Origin of the sequence: Streptomyces sp. NPDC051172 (assembly GCF_040682555.1) — a bacterium.
Taxonomy (GTDB): Bacteria; Actinomycetota; Actinomycetes; order Streptomycetales; family Streptomycetaceae; genus Streptomyces.
The window spans coordinates 37,609-53,704 of the sequence record NZ_JBFBBE010000005.1 but is presented as its reverse complement, the minus strand read 5'-3'; the positions used below and the strand labels follow the sequence as shown (position 1 = coordinate 53,704).

Annotated in this window: 13 protein-coding genes and 1 pseudogene; 4 read left to right on the top strand and 10 right to left on the bottom strand. The window is 70.3% G+C overall.

The genetic code is table 11. The features are described 5' to 3' along the window. Window positions 1-116: 116 nt before the first annotated feature. Together AB0N07_RS04310 and AB0N07_RS04305 are read right to left on the bottom strand one after the other, a co-directional pair. Window positions 117-320, bottom strand: a complete 204-nt coding sequence (locus AB0N07_RS04310; RefSeq protein WP_016432419.1) for a hypothetical protein — start codon at window positions 318-320, stop codon at window positions 117-119. 383 nt (window positions 321-703) lie between these two features. Further along, entirely contained in the window at window positions 704-985 is a 282-nt protein-coding gene (locus AB0N07_RS04305; protein WP_266960861.1) for an acylphosphatase, read from the bottom strand. Between the two features lie 168 nt (window positions 986-1,153). Here AB0N07_RS04305 and AB0N07_RS04300 point away from each other — a divergent pair, with 168 nt between their 5' ends. Then, window positions 1,154-2,260 carry a CAP domain-containing protein gene (locus AB0N07_RS04300; protein ID WP_365831909.1) on the top strand — a complete coding sequence of 369 codons (1,107 nt, stop codon included), beginning with the start codon at window positions 1,154-1,156 and terminating at the stop codon, window positions 2,258-2,260. Between the two features lie 82 nt (window positions 2,261-2,342). Further along, window positions 2,343-2,744: a helix-turn-helix domain-containing protein gene (locus tag AB0N07_RS04295; protein ID WP_365831907.1), complete on the top strand. Its 402-nt coding sequence runs from the start codon at window positions 2,343-2,345 to the stop codon at window positions 2,742-2,744. Here AB0N07_RS04295 and mutM read toward each other — a convergent pair. The 8 genes and pseudogenes from mutM to AB0N07_RS04255 all read right to left on the bottom strand — a co-directional run bounded on the left by mutM (window position 2,717) and on the right by AB0N07_RS04255 (window position 11,044). After that, the gene (gene mutM, locus AB0N07_RS04290; protein WP_365831905.1) at window positions 2,717-3,577 is read right to left on the bottom strand and encodes a bifunctional DNA-formamidopyrimidine glycosylase/DNA-(apurinic or apyrimidinic site) lyase; all 861 of its coding nucleotides are present in this window, start codon (window positions 3,575-3,577) and stop codon (window positions 2,717-2,719) included. The two genes, AB0N07_RS04295 and mutM, sit on opposite strands and share 28 nt — an antisense overlap. A 106-nt stretch (window positions 3,578-3,683) precedes the next feature. Further along, a complete protein-coding gene (gene rnc / locus AB0N07_RS04285) occupies window positions 3,684-4,532 on the bottom strand; it encodes a ribonuclease III (RefSeq protein ID WP_365831903.1) in 849 nt (282 codons plus the stop codon). 7 nt (window positions 4,533-4,539) lie between these two features. After that, window positions 4,540-4,713, bottom strand: coding sequence for a 50S ribosomal protein L32 (gene rpmF, locus AB0N07_RS04280; RefSeq protein WP_003951102.1), 174 nt, complete (start codon window positions 4,711-4,713; stop codon window positions 4,540-4,542). A gap of 2 nt (window positions 4,714-4,715) precedes the next feature. Continuing rightward, window positions 4,716-5,360, bottom strand: a complete 645-nt coding sequence (locus AB0N07_RS04275) for a YceD family protein (protein ID WP_344404864.1) — start codon at window positions 5,358-5,360, stop codon at window positions 4,716-4,718. Between the two features lie 132 nt (window positions 5,361-5,492). Then, window positions 5,493-6,548, bottom strand: a complete 1,056-nt coding sequence (locus tag AB0N07_RS04270; protein WP_365831901.1) for an ATP synthase F0 subunit B — start codon at window positions 6,546-6,548, stop codon at window positions 5,493-5,495. Between the two features lie 58 nt (window positions 6,549-6,606). Beyond that, window positions 6,607-7,086, bottom strand: a complete 480-nt coding sequence (gene coaD, locus AB0N07_RS04265) for a pantetheine-phosphate adenylyltransferase (protein WP_365831899.1) — start codon at window positions 7,084-7,086, stop codon at window positions 6,607-6,609. A gap of 26 nt (window positions 7,087-7,112) precedes the next feature. Next, window positions 7,113-7,703 (bottom strand): annotated as a pseudogene (gene rsmD, locus AB0N07_RS04260) (16S rRNA (guanine(966)-N(2))-methyltransferase RsmD); the annotation flags it as partial. A gap of 107 nt (window positions 7,704-7,810) precedes the next feature. After that, window positions 7,811-11,044: a helicase-related protein gene (locus tag AB0N07_RS04255; RefSeq protein WP_365831897.1), complete on the bottom strand. Its 3,234-nt coding sequence runs from the start codon at window positions 11,042-11,044 to the stop codon at window positions 7,811-7,813. A 167-nt stretch (window positions 11,045-11,211) separates the two neighbouring features. On the opposite strand from AB0N07_RS04255, the gene AB0N07_RS04250 reads away from it, so the two are divergent. Beyond that, on the top strand, window positions 11,212-13,059 hold the full coding sequence (locus AB0N07_RS04250; RefSeq protein ID WP_365831895.1) for an HSP90 family protein: 1,848 nt from the start codon (window positions 11,212-11,214) through the stop codon (window positions 13,057-13,059). Beyond that, on the top strand, window positions 13,059-15,986 hold the full coding sequence (locus AB0N07_RS04245) for a tetratricopeptide repeat protein (RefSeq protein WP_365831893.1): 2,928 nt from the start codon (window positions 13,059-13,061) through the stop codon (window positions 15,984-15,986). The genes AB0N07_RS04250 and AB0N07_RS04245 overlap by 1 nt, the downstream gene beginning before the upstream one ends. The last annotated feature ends 110 nt before the right edge of the window (window positions 15,987-16,096 follow it).

The following is a 16,096-nucleotide window of genomic DNA, read 5'->3' as shown; positions in this document are numbered from 1 at the left end:
ATGTGCGGGGGAAAGAAAGAAGGGACGCCGAAGCGTCCCTTGCAAACTCTGAACTCTGACAACTTAGCGGTTGATACGGGCGGCCCAACCACTGCTGTCGTGGTGCGATGCAGTGATCAGGTGAGCGCAGGCTCCGCCTGGTGTGCGTCGATGCTCTCCATGATCCTGTCGTGAGAAGCGGCAGCCGCGAGCGCGTCGTTCTCGGCCTGGATCCGTACGAGCTCGGATTCCAGGTCCTGGACGCGCTGCTGGAGCCGTCGCATCTCGGCGAGGAGTCGAGGGTCGGAGCCGCCGACGTAACCGAGAAGCGCCTTTGCCATGATGGATGGTCCTCCACACTGAGTGACCGACCGAAGCGGTGTGGGTCGTGAGGGAATCGCACCCGCGGTGCTTGACACTCTTGAGTTCATGCTGCCGTTCATCCATGCCAAACAGCTAAGGTGCGCGGGGTGCTTTCAGCGTCTCACCAAAAAGTTTGACGGTCAACACGATCACGCCCTGTATTGGCGGGCAACCCGGGGGCGCGCGGCCTGAAGACGGCGGCGCTGCGACTCCTGCGGGGCCCTCAGGGCGTGGCGATCATTCTTGGGTGGGCAGCCTGCCACGACAAGCGCTTCTTGGCAATCACCAGGCAATTTCTGCTCCGGGCAGCTGCCGGCAGCATGTCCGTCCACTGTCACCGGGGCCGCTTTACAGAATCGGCTCAGCGGATGGCGAAGCCGTCGTATCCTCCGCGCGGTGTGTCCCAGATCTCGGTGACACCGTCGACGCGGCCGGGCGTGTCGTCGCCCTGGAGCCAGCCGAGGAGTCCCTCGCACCGCTCGCGGGAGCCCTCGGCGACCACCTGGACCCGTCCGTCGCCCAAATTGAGAGCAAAACCACTCAGGCCTCCGAGCTCGAGGGCCTTGGCCCGCGTGAACCAGCGGAAACCCACACCTTGGACGCGTCCCCGCACCCAGGCGACCAGTCGCACATCCTCGCTCATGGGTGCAACCTAACCGGCCAATGTCTCTCGGGACACTTCCTCCTCTGACGCCATGCGGTACCGTCCCCACCCAATGAATCTCATATGAAACTCACTCGATCGAGTGAGTTGGATCACTCCGCAAGATCATATGGGACACGTTGATCGCAAGACGAGGAAGGCCAAGACATGGGACGCCACCGACGCTCCGCCGCCGGCCGCGCCGCCACGGGCCGCGCCACGGGGGTCGCAGGTAGGGACGGCTCGTACGCGAGCAGCTACGACCCCCAGCAGTACTCGTACAGCTACGACCCTCCCCAGACCGGCGCGGGCGACGAGCGGCCCGCCATGGGCACCGCCCCCTATCTGCACTCCACGGAGCACACCGAGGCCTCCGCGAGGAGCGCCGCGTACCTGTTCGCCACCGAGGACGACTACACGACGGTGTTCCCGGAGCACGGGTTCGCGCCCGACAAGGGCTCTCGGCACGGGGGGTCGCGCCGCCGGAGGAAGGCCGTGACGCCGGTGCGCACCGGTCTGCTCGGGGTCTCCGCCGCCGTCGCCATCGGTACGGTCGCGGTCGCCACGGGCGCGATGCCCGGCCTCGACAACTACAAGCTGGGCGGCAGCGGCAGCTCCGACAAGGTGCAGGCCGCGAACACGCCGACCAACTCGGCGACCGAGCAGGGCGGCACGTCCGGCAGCGCTTCCGGCCGTGCCGAGGGCTCCTCGACGAGCCGCGACGCCGACCGCTCGGCTTCCCCCTCGCCCTCGCCGAGCCCGTCGACCTCCTCGGCCGCGCCGACCCAGGCGCCGGAGAAGCCGAAGGCCACGCCCACCCGGAAGCCCCGGACGACGCCGGCGCAGAAGGAGACCAAGCCGCCCGAGCAGACCACCGCTCCGGTGACGGTCTCGGCGGCGGCCGCCGCCGAGGCGGAGGTGCTCAAGCTGGTCAACGAGCAGCGGTCCCAGGTCGGCTGCAGCGCGGTCTCCGCCAACAGCACCCTGTCCCAGCTGGCGGAGAAGTTCAGCGACGCCATGGCCGCCGAGGGCTTCTTCGACCACACCGACCCCAGCGGCGCCTCGCCGTGGGACCGGGCGGCGAAGCTCGGCATAACCAACCTGGGCGGCGAGAACATAGCCCGGGGCCAGGCCGATGCGGCCGCCGTGATGGAGGCCTGGATGAACAGCCCCGGTCACCGCGCCAACATCCTGAACTGCGACTTCAAGACGCTGGGTGTCGGTGTGCACTTCGGCTCCGGTGGCCCCTGGTGGACGCAGGACTTCGGCTACTAGAGGTGACAGCAGCAACCCCATTGCACTAACTCCTGGTTAGTGCAACCTGTCGGTTAGCGCTGCGCTCAAGTACGCTTGAGGTATGGACACCACGCAGGAGCTCATGGAGGCGGACGACCTCCCGTACAACGTGTTCGCCAAGGCCTGTCCCTCGCGCGGCACGCTGGAGCACGTCACGGGCCGCTGGGGCGGCCTGACGCTCTGCGCCCTGTTCGAGGGGTCGCTGCGCTTCAACGAGCTGCGTCGCCGTGTCGACGGCGTGAGCGAGAAGATGCTCTCCCAGACCCTGCACGCGCTGGAGCGCGACGGCCTGGTGCACCGCGAGGCCCAGCCGACCAACCCGCCCCGCGTGGACTACGAACTCACCCCGCTCGGCCGCGAGGTCGCCGAGCGGCTGCTGGCCCTCGTCCATCTGCTGGAGGGCCGCATGGACGACGTCCTCGCGGCCCGCGAGCGTTACGACACCCCGCGCGGCGGCCTCTGACACTTCGGGCAGAAGTAGCTGGACCGGTTCATCCAGGGGCGCCGCCGCAACGGCGTGGCGCACCTCTTGCAGGGCAGACCCTCCCGGCCGTAGGCGTCCAGCGACCGGTCGAAGTAGCCCGACTCCCCGTTGACGTTGACGTACAGGCTGTCGAAGCTGGTGCCGCCGACGGCGAGCGCCTGGTTCATCACATCCCTTGCGTGGCCGAGGAGTTCGGCGGTGCGCGGGCGGGTGAAGTTCGCGGTGGGGCGTTCGTAGTGGATGCGGGCGCGCCAAAGGGCCTCGTCCGCATAGATGTTGCCGACTCCGCTGATCAACGACTGGTCGAGCAGGGCCCGTTTGATGGTGCTGCGCTTGCGGCGCAGAGCCTGGTGGAAGGCCTCGTCGTCGAAGAGCGGGTCGAGGGGGTCGCGCGCGATGTGCGCGATGACGTCGGGCAGGCCCTCGGGGGTGTTGTCGTGCAACGACAGGCCGCCGAAGGTGCGTTGGTCGACGAAGCGGAGTTCGGTCTTCAAGTCGTCCGCGAATCTCACGCGGATCCTGAGGTGCTTCTCGTCCGGGGCCGCGTCCGGCTGGACCAGCAGCTGGCCGCTCATGCCGAGGTGGGCGAGGACCGACTGACGGGTGTCCTCCAGGGGCAGCCACAGGTACTTGCCGCGGCGGCTGGGGACGCCGATGCGGTGGCCCTTGAGGCGGTGCGCGAAGTCGTCGGCGCCGGCCACATGACGGCGTACGGCACGCGGGTGCAGCACTTCGGCGTCGGCGACGACACGGTGGGCGACCCACCGCTCCAGACCGCGCCGGACGACCTCGACCTCGGGCAACTCGGGCATCGGGACCCCCGTACGGGCTGTGGATGAGCCGAGCGCCCGCCCCGGGGAGGGACGGACGCTCGGGTCGCTGTTCGTCAGAAGGAGACTTCCGCCGGTGAGACGTCGGTCAGGCGGAGACGGACGACGGTCCTTCGCCGTCCTGGGCAGCCTTCTCGGCTGCGGCCTTCTCCGCCGCCACCTTGGCCCGCTCGTCCGCCGCGGCCCGGATGGACCGCCACGCGGATTCCGCGGCCTGCTGCTCCGCCTCTTTCTTGCTGCGGCCGGTGCCGGTGCCGTACGAGACGCCTCCGACGCGGGCGGCAGCAGTGAAGGTTTTCTCGTGGTCGGGGCCGGTCTCCGTGACCAGGTACTCGGGCACGCCGAGGCTCTCGGTCGCGGTGAGCTCCTGGAGGCTGGTCTTCCAGTCCAGGCCGGCTCCGAGGTTGGAGGACTTCTCGATCAGCGGGTCGAAGAGCCGGTGGACGAGCTCGCTCGCCGCATCGAGACCCTGGTCGAGATAGACAGCGCCGATCACCGCTTCAAGGGTGTCGGCGAGGATGGACGCCTTGTCCCGGCCGCCCGTGCCCTCTTCACCCCGGCCGAGCCGGATGAAGGAGCCCAGGTCGAGCCCTCGGCTGACCTCCGCCAGCGCACGCGAGTTGACCACCGCGGCCCGCAGCTTGGCCAGCTGGCCTTCGGGCAGGTCGGGGTGGGTGGTGTACAGCGTGTCCGTGACCACGAGACCGAGCACGGAGTCCCCGAGGAACTCCAGCCGTTCGTTGGTCGGCAGACCGCCGTTCTCGTACGCGTACGAACGGTGGGTCAGCGCTCGCACCAGAAGGGCGGACTCGAGCTTGTACCCGAGCCGCCCTTCCAGAAGCGTGTGGGACGAGGCTGTGTTGTCCGACTTTTTCCTGGCGGTTGGGTCCGCCTTGGCGTCATCCGCCTTCTTGGCAGTGGACACGGTGCCTCTCACCAGCCGCTCAGACCTCGAGAACCTGGCGCTTGTTGTAGGTGCCGCAAGACGGGCACGCGATGTGCTGCTGCTTGGGCTCGTGGCAGCGCTCGCACGCAACCAGGGTGGGGACCGCAGCCTTCCACTGCGACCGGCGGTGGCGCGTGTTGCTGCGCGACATCTTCCGCTTCGGAACAGCCACGGCTACTTCTCCTGCTTCTCGTCGACGCCCGCTTCGGCGCCGCTCATCTCGTCCTTCTCGCCGTCTCCGAGTGAACCGGCGAGTCCCTGCAGTGCCGCCCAACGGATGTCGACGGCGTCATGGTGGTGGTCCGGGTCGTCCGCCAGCCGCGCTCCGCACTCGGAGCACAGACCGGGACAGTCTTCCTGGCACACCGGCTGCATCGGCAGTGCGAGCACCACCGCATCGCGCAGCACGGGCTCGAGGTCGAACAGGCCGTCCTCGATGAAGAGCCTGTCCTCGTCTTCCTCGGCGTCGTCGGCCGGCTCCGCCTTGGGGCGGCCCCGGTCATCGGCGTCAGGGTACGAGAACATCTCCTGGAATTCCGCTTCGACGTCCAGCTGAAGCGGCTCCAGACACCTTACGCACTCCCCCTCGGCCTGTGCACGGGCGGTGCCTGTGACAAGCACCCCTTCCATGACCGACTCGAGGCGGAGTTCGAGCTCCACCGGAGCGCCTTCCGGCACTCCGACGACTCCCGCGATACCGAGGTCCTTGGGAGCGTCGACCGTGCGGGTCAGGCGCTGCAGCGCACCGGGCCGCCGCCCCAGCTCGTGTGTGTCGAACACGAGAGGCTTGCGGTGGTCGAGGCGGGCGTTCAGAGCCATTCCTGCTTTCGGTCTTCCAGCTCAGGGGGACGCTGCCCCTCGGTGTCCTTGGGCAGCGCTGATCGCGGACGTGCACGCGACCGAAGAGCCAGGATACTGGACCTTTCGCTCACGGCCCAATCCGGTGGCTGCTTACTGGCCTCGCCCCTGTTCGTAGGCCCTCAGCTGCTCCGGCGTGATCATGCCGGTGTCGAAGAGGCTGGTCTCGTCGAGGGCGTACGACTGGTGCGCCTGGGACTGCTGGTGCGCCTGCTGCATCTGGTTCGGGTCGTACACCGGCTGCTGGCCGGTGTCGTAGCCCTGGTAGGCATACGGATCGGCCTGCTGGTAGCCGTAGGCGTCCTGCTGGCCGTACGCCTGCTGCTGGTACGCGCCGCCGTACGGGTCGGTCTGCTGCTGATAGCCGTACGCCGGCTGCGGCTGGGCGTAGTCCTGCTGCTGGGCGGGCTGCTCGGCCGGGGGCTTCGGCTCCGCGACGGCGGCGAGATCGGCCAGGTAGTCGGCGTCGCTGGAGTGCTGGAAGGACGTGGCGTCGTCGGCGAGGGCGCCGAGGTCGTCGGTGGCGATACGGCCGTGCAGCTTCTGGCGGCCGCGGCCGACGGCCTCCAGGGTCTTGGCGAGGACCGCCTCGAAGGCGCCGAGCTTGGCGTCGACGTAGGCGTCGGCGTCCTTGCGCAGGGTCTCCGGGTCGTGGCTGCGCTCGGGGGCGTCCTCGTCCTCGTAGCCCTGCTCGTCGACGCCCGGGCCGGTGCCGAGGAGCTTCTCGCGGCCGCGGCCGACGGAGCCGAGGGTCTTGGTGAGGACGACCTCGAAGTTGGCGAGCTTGGAGTCGACGTAGTCGTCGGCCTCCGCGCGGACCTCCTCGGCCTCCTGGCGGGCCTCGGCGAGGATGCGCTCGGCCTCGGCCTGGGAGCGGCGGGCGACCTCGGTGTCGGAGATGAGGGAGCCGCGCTCGGCGTGCGCCTGCCCGATGATCCGGTCGGCCTCCTGACGGGCCTGCTCGACCATCTGCTCGCGGTCGCCGATCAGCTCCTGGGCCTGGGCGAGGGAGCCGGGCAGCGCCTCGCGCAGCTCTTCGAGCATCGAGAGCAGGTCGGCGCGGTTGACCACGCACGAGGCCGACATGGGCATCGACCGGGCGCCGGAGACCGCGGCGACGATCTCGTCGAGCTTCTTCTGCACGTCCACCGTGTGCTCGCCACTCTCTACAGCTGTGTTGGAGACGGACGGGACGACTGTAGCCCCATCAGTCCTTGCGAAGGCGTTTGTCGAGGGCCTCCAGGACCATCGGCGGCACCAGGTGGGAGACGTCTCCGCCCCAGGTCGCGACCTCCTTGACGAGCGAGGAGGACAGGAAGCTGTAGGTGGGGTTGGTCGGCACGAAGAGTGTCTCGACGCCCGAGAGGCCGTTGTTCATCTGGGCCATCTGCAGCTCGTAGTCGAAGTCGCTGACCGCCCTGAGGCCCTTGACGATGGCCGGGATGTCCCGTTCCTTGCAGTAGTCGACGAGGAGACCGTGAAAGGCCTCGACGATCACGTTGCCGTACTCGGCGGTGACCTGACGGATCAGGTCGATCCGCTCGTCGATCTCGAACAGGCCCTTCTTGGACTTGTTGATCATGACGGCGACATAGACCTCGTCGTAGAGACGAGAGGCACGGGAAATGATGTCGAGGTGTCCGTTGGTGATCGGGTCGAACGACCCGGGACAGACGGCGCGGCGCACTAGTGATCCCTCGCTCTCCGGTCCGGTCATCGTGCGTCTTCGCACGTAGAGGCGGCGCGACCGTACCAAAACGTTCCCTCGCCGTAGCGACGGGCCTTGACCGCGTCGAAACCCTCGGGCCACCTGAATTCGCCGCCTCTGGTGCTGCGCTCCACGGTGACGATCGCCTCCGGCGCGAGCCAGCCCCCCGAGCGGAGTGTGAGGAGAATCTCGCGAAGATCGTGATCTGTGACTCGGTACGGGGGGTCGAGGAAGACGAGGTCGTACGGCGGTGTCGGTGCCGGCGTCTGGACGATCTGTTCGGCTTTGCCTGCTCTCACCTCGGCGCCGGGGAGGCCGAGTGATTTCACGTTCTCGCGGATGACGCGGGCCGCTCGGGCGTCCGCCTCGACGAGGAGGGTGTGGCTTGCGCCCCGGGAGAGGGCTTCCAGGCCCACGGCGCCCGAGCCGGCGTAGAGGTCGAGGACGCGTTCACCTTGCAGGGGGCTGCCCAGGAGGGATTGCCAGGTGGAGAAGAGGCCTTCGCGTGCGCGGTCGGAGGTGGGGCGGGTGCCATTGCCTGGCGGCACGGCGAGGCGACGTCCGCCGGCTGCGCCGGCGATCACGCGGGTCATCTTCGGTCCTTGTTTTTGGGGCGGCTACAGGTCCATTGTGGCTGGTCGCGCCCGCGCGGCGGTAGCCGCACATCGACACAGCCCCGCGCCCCTTTCAGGGGCGCTCCACCTCAGCCCTTCTCCAAGTACTGCTCCCTCTCCTCGTCCAAAAGCGCATCCAGGGCCGTCCGCAGGCCCGGAAGCCCCGTCAGCTCCGGATCCGCCGCCACCACCGCCGCCGCTTCCTCCCTTGCCTCCGCGATGACCTCCTCGTCCTCGATGACCGCCAGGACGCGGAGGCTGGTGCGGGCGCCCGACTGGGCCTGGCCCAGGACGTCGCCCTCGCGGCGCTGTTCCAGGTCGATGCGGGAGAGTTCGAAGCCGTCGAGGGTGGAGGCGACCGCGGTCAGGCGCTGGCGGGCCGCGCTCGCCTCGGGCATTTCGGTGACCAGGAGGCAGAGGCCGGGGGCCGAGCCGCGGCCGACGCGGCCGCGCAGCTGGTGGAGCTGGGAGACTCCGAAGCGGTCGGCGTCCATGATCACCATGGCGGTGGCGTTCGGGACGTTGACGCCGACCTCGATGACCGTGGTGGCCACCAGGACGTCGGTGTCGCCGGCCGCGAAGCGGCGCATGACCGCGTCCTTGTCGTCGGGGTGCATTCTGCCGTGCAGGACCTCGACGCTCAGGCCCCGAAGCGGGCCCTTGGCGAGCTGGTCGGCCACGTCGAGGACGGCGAGCGGGGGGCGCTTCTCGGCCTCGTCCTCCGGGGACTTCTTCTTGCCGGACTTCTTCGGGTCGTCCTCCTCGTCGCCGATGCGGGGGCAGACGACGTACGCCTGGTGGCCGCCCTCGACCTCCTCGCGGACCCGCTCCCAGGCGCGGGAGAGGAAGTGGGGCTTGTCGGCGGCCGGGACGACGTGCGAGGCGATGGGCGAGCGGCCTGCGGGGAGTTGGTCGAGGACCGAGGTCTCGAGGTCGCCGAAGACGGTCATGGCGACCGTGCGCGGGATGGGGGTGGCCGTCATGACGAGGAGGTGCGGGGGCTGTTTGCCCTTGCCTCGCAGGGCGTCGCGCTGTTCGACGCCGAAGCGGTGCTGTTCGTCGACGACGACCAGGCCCAGGTCGTGGAACTGCACCTTGTCCTCGATCAGGGCATGCGTGCCGATCACGACTCCGGCCTCGCCGGTGACCAGGTCGAGCAGGGCCTGACGGCGGGCGGCGGCGCCCATGGAACCCGTCAGCAGCACCACCTTGGTGGAGTGCTCGGCACCGCCCAGCATCCCGCCCTCGGCCAGCTCGCCCATCATCTCGACCACCGAGCGGTGGTGCTGCTGGGCGAGGACCTCGGTGGGGGCGAGCATGGCGGCCTGGCCGCCGGCGTCGACCGTGGCGAGCATGGCGCGGAGGGCCACCATGGTGTTGTGGGTGACCGTGAAATTGTCGGTTACGTACGCGTGGCTCGGATGAGCAACGCTGATGCACTGGACGGGCTTTCGGCCGACGTGCTCGACTGCACGAATTCCGCGTCGGAAGGTGTTGTACTTCGGCCGGGGGCGTACGCGATCTGCCTTACGGGTCAGCCGGAACGGCGCGTACTCGCCTGGGAGGGCCACCGAGACATTGAAAGCAGCTCGCTTCGGCAGTACGCGCGCGCGGCCACCCAACGAACGCACGATCCAGGCCACGTCGTCGGCAAGCCTGCGCGAAGCGGAACAGAGCGAGATGCTCAAGCCGTCCGCCTGGACGGTGCCGCCTGTGTCCAAGAGGCCCTGCAACAGGGCAAGGCGGTTCTTGACCGACGTGTTCTTGAACTCGTCCGGCACGAATGTGCCGTGTGACGTCATACCCCACAGGTCAAGATCCCGCAGGGCCTGAATGATGGGATTGCGGACTCCTCCGACACGACGCGTCAGCTGGATGGTGTAGTCGCAGCGAGAGTCCTTCACCGGGACGAGACGGCATTCAGGCGCCACCGCGGCTGCCACTGCATCGCGGATCTCGTCGTCGATGGTGGACAAACGCAGGTTGTGGCGGAACGAACCGTCCCCCAGCAGGAGACCGAACAGATATGGATCCAGCGGCAGGGCGGAGTCGTGTCCGAGATCCACAGGCGCCGCCGCTGGGATGTACCACTTCGCCGATCCATTGGCTTTGAACGTGTCGAGACGGATCTCCCGCGTTGTCATGACCTTGGGTGCCTGGCCCCGATGCCGGCCGAAGCTCGTGCCGACGATCCACAGGTGTTCGTCGTCGCACTCCACGGAACTTCCGTCGGACAGGAGCAAACGCCAGACGTCCCGCTCTCCCTGCGGGAACACGCCGTCGACCAACGCGGTCTCGCCCTCCGGCACGACCACCTCGTCCCCCACACTCAAATCCCCCATCCGACGGAAACCGGCGGGGGTGAGCACGAGCGAGTCAAGGGGCTGTGCCTTGCCCGATCCGACCTCCCCCTGCAGCAGCCGGTGCATCGGATGCTCGGTCGCCAGGTCGTCGAAGATCTCCTTGGAGACCTTCTGCTGGCCCTCGGTGAGGGTGAAGGGGAGGCGGTCGTCGAAGGCGGTGAGCAGGCCGTCGGGCTTGGGCTTGCGGGCGACCGCGGGGAGTTGGGCGTCGGCGTGCCTGCGGCGGGCGAGGGCCACCTGGAGGACGAAGGCCTCGTCCCACTTGAGGCGGGCCCGGGCGTCCTCGATGTCGGCCTTGGTGTGCGGGCGGTGGATCTTGAGCAGTGCCTCGGGGAGGGAGACCAGGCCGCGGCCCTCGCGCAGTCCCTCCGGCAGCGGGTCGATGGCCTCCTGGGCGGTGGGCAGCACCGTCTGGAGCGCCTTGCCGATCTTCCAGGACTCCAGTTTGGCCGTGGCCGGGTAGATGGGGATGAGGGCGCCGGCCCAGGTCTCGACCGTTTGGTCGCTGTCGCCCCGTAGCAGCTCGTACGCCGGGTGGGCCAGTTGGAGGCGGTGGTTGAAGACGGAGACCTTGCCCGCGAACATCGCGCGCGTGCCCGGCAGGAGCTCCTTGTGGGGCTTGTGGACGCCGTTGCCGAAGAAGACCAGTTGGAGGCGGCCGCTGCCGTCGGTGATGGTGACCTCGAGACGCTGGCCCTTGCCGCGGGGGGCCTTGGCGGAGGCGAAGGTGTGCAGGCGGGCGTCGGCGACCATCGCGACCACCGTGACGTGCTCGTCCATCGGGAGGTCGGCGAGGTGGGTGAGCTGGCCGCGCTCCTCGTATCTGCGCGGGTAGTGGTGGAGGAGGTCGCCGACGGAGTGCAGGCCGAGGTGCTCGGCCATCACCTTCGCGGTGGCGGGGCCGAGCACTGACTTCAGTGGTTGCTTCAGTGGTTCTTCCAGTGCGGGCACGAGATCCATTGCACACCACGCCACTGACAATCCCGTATACGTCCCGCGAAACCCCTGGTCAGACGGCTCGTTCCGGCCTTAGGATGGCGCGCTCCGGCCATCCCCGCGGTCACCGCCCCACCAGGGACCGCCCGACCCCGCGCCGTCGCGAACTTCCCCCCACCGGCGCTGCGACGATGGACTCCCAGACTTCGAAGTCATCCCAGCCGTCCCAGTCACCCCAGTCACCTCATACGTTCCAGGTCGACCTGCGCGGGCTGGTGGACCTGCTCTCCCATCACCTCTACTCCAGCCCCAAGGTCTATCTGCGGGAGCTGCTGCAGAACGCCGTGGACGCCATCACCGCCCGGCGCGCTGAGCAGCCCGACGCGCCGGCGCGGGTGCGGCTGCACACGCAGGCCGGTGCCCTGCGCGTCGAGGACACGGGGGTGGGGCTCACCGAGGCGGACGTGCACACCCTGTTGGCCACCATCGGGCGCAGTTCCAAGCGGACCGACGAGATCGCCGACGGGATCCAGGAGGTCCGCTCCGACTTCCTCGGGCAGTTCGGCATCGGCCTGCTGGCCTGCTTCGTGGTCGCCGAGCGGATCCGGGTGGTCAGCCGCAGCGCCCGTACGCCGGACGCGGCGGTCGTGGAGTGGACGGCGAGCGACGACGGTTCGTACACCGTGCGGACGCTGCCGCACGAGGCGCGGCCCGAACCGGGCACCACCGTGCACCTGGTGGCGCGGGCGGGGGCCGGGGACTGGCTCGCGCCCGAGCGGGTGCTCGCGCTGGCGCGGGACTTCGGATCGCTGCTGCCGTACGACGTCCGGGTCGGCGACGAGGCGGTCACCGACCTCCCGGCGCCGTGGGACCGGTCGTATCCCTCCCCCGCCAACCGGCGGGTGGCGCTGGCGCGGCACTGTCACGAGTTGTTCGGCTTCACCCCGCTGGACTCGATCGAGCTGAACGTGCCGCTCGCCGGGATCCGCGGCGTGGCGTACGTCCTTCCGTCGGCCGTGAGCCCCGCCCAGCGGGCGACGCATCGCGTGCATCTGAAGGGCATGCTGCTGACCGAGCGGGCCGAACAGCTGCTGCCGGACTGGGCGTTCTTCGTGCGGTGCGTGCTGGACACCGACAGTCTGCGGCCCACGGCCTCGCGCGAGTCGCTGTACGAGGACGAGACGCTGGCGGCCGTACGGGAGGCGCTCGGCGAAAGGATTCGCTCCTGGCTGACCGGGCTCGCGGCCGGGGATCCGGAGCGGCTGGCGGCCTTCCTCTCCGTGCACCACCTGGGTGTGAAGTCCCTGGCGCGACACGACACGGAGATGCTGCGGACGATGCTGCCGTGGCTGCCCTTCGAGACCACCGACGGGCAGCTGTCGCTGGAGGAGTTCGCGCAGCGGCACCCGGTGGTGCACTTCACGCGGACCGTGGAGGAGTACCGGCAGGTCGCGCCGATCGCGTCCGCGCAGGGCGTCGGGGTGGTCAACGGCGGTTACACGTACGACAGCGAGCTGGTCGAGGCGTTGCCTTCGGTGCGGCCCGGGACGGTGGTCGCGGAGCTGGACGCCGACACGGTGACCGCGTATCTGGACGCGGTCGACCCGGCCGAGGAGCTGGCGCTGTCCGGCTTCATGGCGGCCGCGCGGGCGAAACTCGACCCCCTGGGGTGCGATGTGGTGCTGCGGGCGTTCCACCCGCTGTCCGTTCCCGCACTGCACCTGGACGACCGGGCGGCCCGCCACGAGCAGGCCCGCGCCGAGGCCGAGGAGCAGGCCGACGACCTCTGGGCGGGCATCCTGGGGTCGCTCCGCGGCAGCGCGCCACGCGCGCGTCTCGTGCTCAACCACCTCAGCCCGCTGATCCGGCGGATCAGTTCGCTCGGCGACCCGGAACTGATCGGCACCGCCACCGAGTCCCTTTACGGGCAGGCGCTGCTCATGGCGCAGCGCCCGTTGCGGCCGGCGGACACGGCACTGCTGAACCGGGCGTTCATCGGCCTGCTGGAATGGGCGACCCACGGGGAGGACGGCAACTGATGAGCGGGATCACGGACTTCGACTCCCTGCGCCGCGCGATGGCGGAGAACTCGCAACGGCCGGAGGGCCCGGTACGCAACGCGCGCGCGGAGCAGCTGCTCGTGGAGGCCGAGAGGCTGGGCATCCCGCTCGCCGTGATCGAGGCGCTCGGGCACCAGCTGAAGGTCTACAACTACAGCTCCGAGAAGGACAAGATGTTCGTCCCCTTCGCGCGGCTGCTGCGCATGTGGGACGAGCGGCCCGGGGACTTCGACGAGTACGAGGTGCACTCGCTGCACTGGGTGTTCAAGTGGATGTCGTCCGGCATGCTCGACCAGCCGCATGTGCCGCTCGCCTCGATCGAGAAGTGGCTGGGCGAGATGGAGCACCGCTACCGGCTGGCCGGGCATTCCGAGCGGGCCGTGCGCAGTGCCGAGTTCAGCGTGGCGGCGCACATCGGGGACATCGCGCGCGCGGAGCGGGCGTACGCCGCGTGGCTGGCCGCCGACCGGGACAGCATGGCCGACTGCCCCGCGTGCGAGCTGCACGGGCAGGGCTGGTGGCAGGCGGAGCGGGGGCGGGACGCGGAGGCGCTGCTGCTGTGGCGGCCGGTCCTGGAGGGCGAGTTCACCTGCGCCCACGAGCCGCACACCGTTCTCGCGTCCTCCCTGGTGCCCCTGCTGCGGCTGGGCCGCACGGACGAGGCGCGCGCCAACCATCTGCGGGGTTTCCGGCTGGTGCGGTCCATGGAGAGCATGCGGGGCGCGTACGCGGACCATGTGGAGTTCTGCGCGCTGACCGGGAACGAGGCGCGCGGTCTGGAGCTGCTCGCGGAGCGGCCGGCGTACTTCACGGACACCGGGCATCCGCGCAGCCGTCTGGACTTCCTGAGCGTGGTGACGCTCCTCATGGAGCGGCTGGACGAGGCGGCACTGGGGGACCGCGAGGTGCCCGGACCGGCCGGCCGGACGTGGACGGCGCGCGAACTCGCCACGCACGCGCGTGCCGAGGCGCTCGCGCTGGCGGCACGTTTCGACGAGCGCAACGGCAATGCGTACGTCAGTGACCGGGTACGCGCGCGTGTGGCGCAGCGGCCACTGGTCGAGCGGCTGCCGCTCGGGGTGCGGGCGACTCGCCCGGTGTCCGCGCCTCCGGTGGCGCGGCCGGCCGCCGTGACCGCGGACGTGCCGGACCTGCCCGCCCTGCTGGCCGCGGCACGTCGGCTCTCGCACACCCTGCAGCCGAACGCCATGGACGCCTGGGCGGCCGTCTCGCGCGCCGCGGAGGGCGTCGAGCTGGACGCCCGCGAACGCGCGGAGATCGCCGACCACGAGGCGATGGACCGGGGTCCGGAGGGCGCCGCACTCTTCGAACGGGCCGCCGAGCTGTACGAGGAGGCCGGCGACCTCGGTGAGGCGCTGGCGGCACGCACGCGTGCGGCATACGTATGCGCGCTGTCGGGCCGGGTGGACGAGGCGCTGGCGGCGGTCGAGGAGCCGTACGACCAGGTCCTGGCGCTGTACGCCGACGACGCCACCGGCGTACGGCAGACGGCGTCCGTGCTGATGGGACGGGCGCGGGTCCTGATGCGGCGGGTGCAGGAGGCGGGCGAGCCGGCTGAGGAAACGGTTCTCGCCGACGCCGAGAGCGCCGTACGGGAACTGCTCGCGCTGGTCGGCGGGTACACCGGAGGCGATGTGCGGATCGCCTCGCGGGAGGCCGAGGCGCAGGCCATGCTCGCGGATCTGGCGGTGCGCGGCGGTGACCTGGAGACGGCCGTGGAGCTGTTCGGGCGGGCCACGGCCGGGTTCGTCGGGGCCGGGCTGCCGTGGTTCGCGGTGGAGTACGAGACGCGGCTGGCGGGGCTGGCGCATCACCTGGGCGACATCTCGGGGGCGGAACGGGCGCTGCGGGCGGCCCTGGAGCACGGCGGGGCGAATCTGGAGGCGGTCGGGCGGGCCCAGCTGCATCTGCAGCTCGCCGAGGTGCTGGGCGGCCGGGGGCTGTCCGTGGAGGCCGCGGAGCACGCGCTGGAGGCAGCGCACTGGGCGGACGTGGCGGGCGAGGGCCCGACGCTCGGCGCCTGGGCGCGGCAGCAGCTCGGCGGGTTCCTGCTGCGGCAGGAGCGGTGGGCCGAGGCGGCGGAGGTGCTGGAGTCGGCGCTGCCGGACCTGAGCGCCGAGACCCACGGGGACGGCGCCGTCGTCCAGACGCAGTGGTGGCTCGGCGACTGTCTGAGCGAACTCGGCGAGCACCGCGCTGCGGCCGAACGGCGCCTGCAGGCCGCGGAGATCGCCAAGGAGTGGCCCGAGCAGCACGACCACGCGACGCTCGCCCATCTCGCCGCAGAGTCGCTCGGCGCCGCCGGACTGCCCGTCGAGGCGGACCGGGCGTACGCGCGGGCGGGCGATCTGTGGCGCTCGCTCGGCAACGTCCACGGCCTCGTCCGCTCCCTGCGGGCCCGTGCCTGGCTCGCGCTGCGCGCGGAGGACGGAACGGGCGCGGCACGGGAGCTGATGGCGGGCGCGGTCCGGGAGTGCGAGACGGTGCTGCGCACCGCCGGGGCCGACGAGGAGGCCCGGCAGCGACTCGTCGCCGAACTCGGCCACACCCACCGCCAGTTCGGCGACCTGCTAGCCCGCTCCGCCACGGAGGACGCCGACGACGACTCGATCCGGGCGGCACTCGAGGACGCCCTGTCGGAGGTCACCGAGGCGATCGCAGTGTTCGCCTCCCTCGGCGACGAGGCCCTGCACAGCCGCACCGGCGCCGAACTCGCCGCAGGCTGGCTGGAAGCCGACCTCGCCCGCCCCTCCCGAGCAGCGACACGCGCGCAGGCGGTCCTCGCCGCCTACGACGGCGCCGACCCCGAGGACGAAACAGCCCGGGCCCGACAGGCGGAGGCAGAACAGATGCTGCAGGTGGTGGAGGAACAGGGGGCGGGCTGAGGGGGCGGAGTCGGGACCGGCCAAGGCCGGGAGCTCGGGTGCCGGCCGAGCCGGCGCTGCGGGCCGACGCAGGCGGGGCTCTGGCGCCGGCTTCGGCCAGGACTTCCAGG

Bases quoted from the DNA above. Each gene is read 5' to 3' on its own strand.
- AB0N07_RS04310 (WP_016432419.1), bottom strand. From the start codon at position 320: ATGGCAAAGGCGCTTCTCGGTTACGTCGGCGGCTCCGACCCTCGACTC.
- AB0N07_RS04305 (WP_266960861.1), bottom strand. From the start codon at position 985: ATGAGCGAGGATGTGCGACTGGTCGCCTGGGTGCGGGGACGCGTCCAA.
- AB0N07_RS04300 (WP_365831909.1), top strand. From the start codon at position 1,154: ATGGGACGCCACCGACGCTCCGCCGCCGGCCGCGCCGCCACGGGCCGC.
- AB0N07_RS04295 (WP_365831907.1), top strand. From the start codon at position 2,343: ATGGACACCACGCAGGAGCTCATGGAGGCGGACGACCTCCCGTACAAC.
- mutM (WP_365831905.1), bottom strand. From the start codon at position 3,577: ATGCCCGAGTTGCCCGAGGTCGAGGTCGTCCGGCGCGGTCTGGAGCGG.
- AB0N07_RS04275 (WP_344404864.1), bottom strand. From the start codon at position 5,360: ATGGCTCTGAACGCCCGCCTCGACCACCGCAAGCCTCTCGTGTTCGAC.
- AB0N07_RS04255 (WP_365831897.1), bottom strand. From the start codon at position 11,044: ATGGATCTCGTGCCCGCACTGGAAGAACCACTGAAGCAACCACTGAAG.
- AB0N07_RS04250 (WP_365831895.1), top strand. From the start codon at position 11,212: ATGGACTCCCAGACTTCGAAGTCATCCCAGCCGTCCCAGTCACCCCAG.
- AB0N07_RS04245 (WP_365831893.1), top strand. From the start codon at position 13,059: ATGAGCGGGATCACGGACTTCGACTCCCTGCGCCGCGCGATGGCGGAG.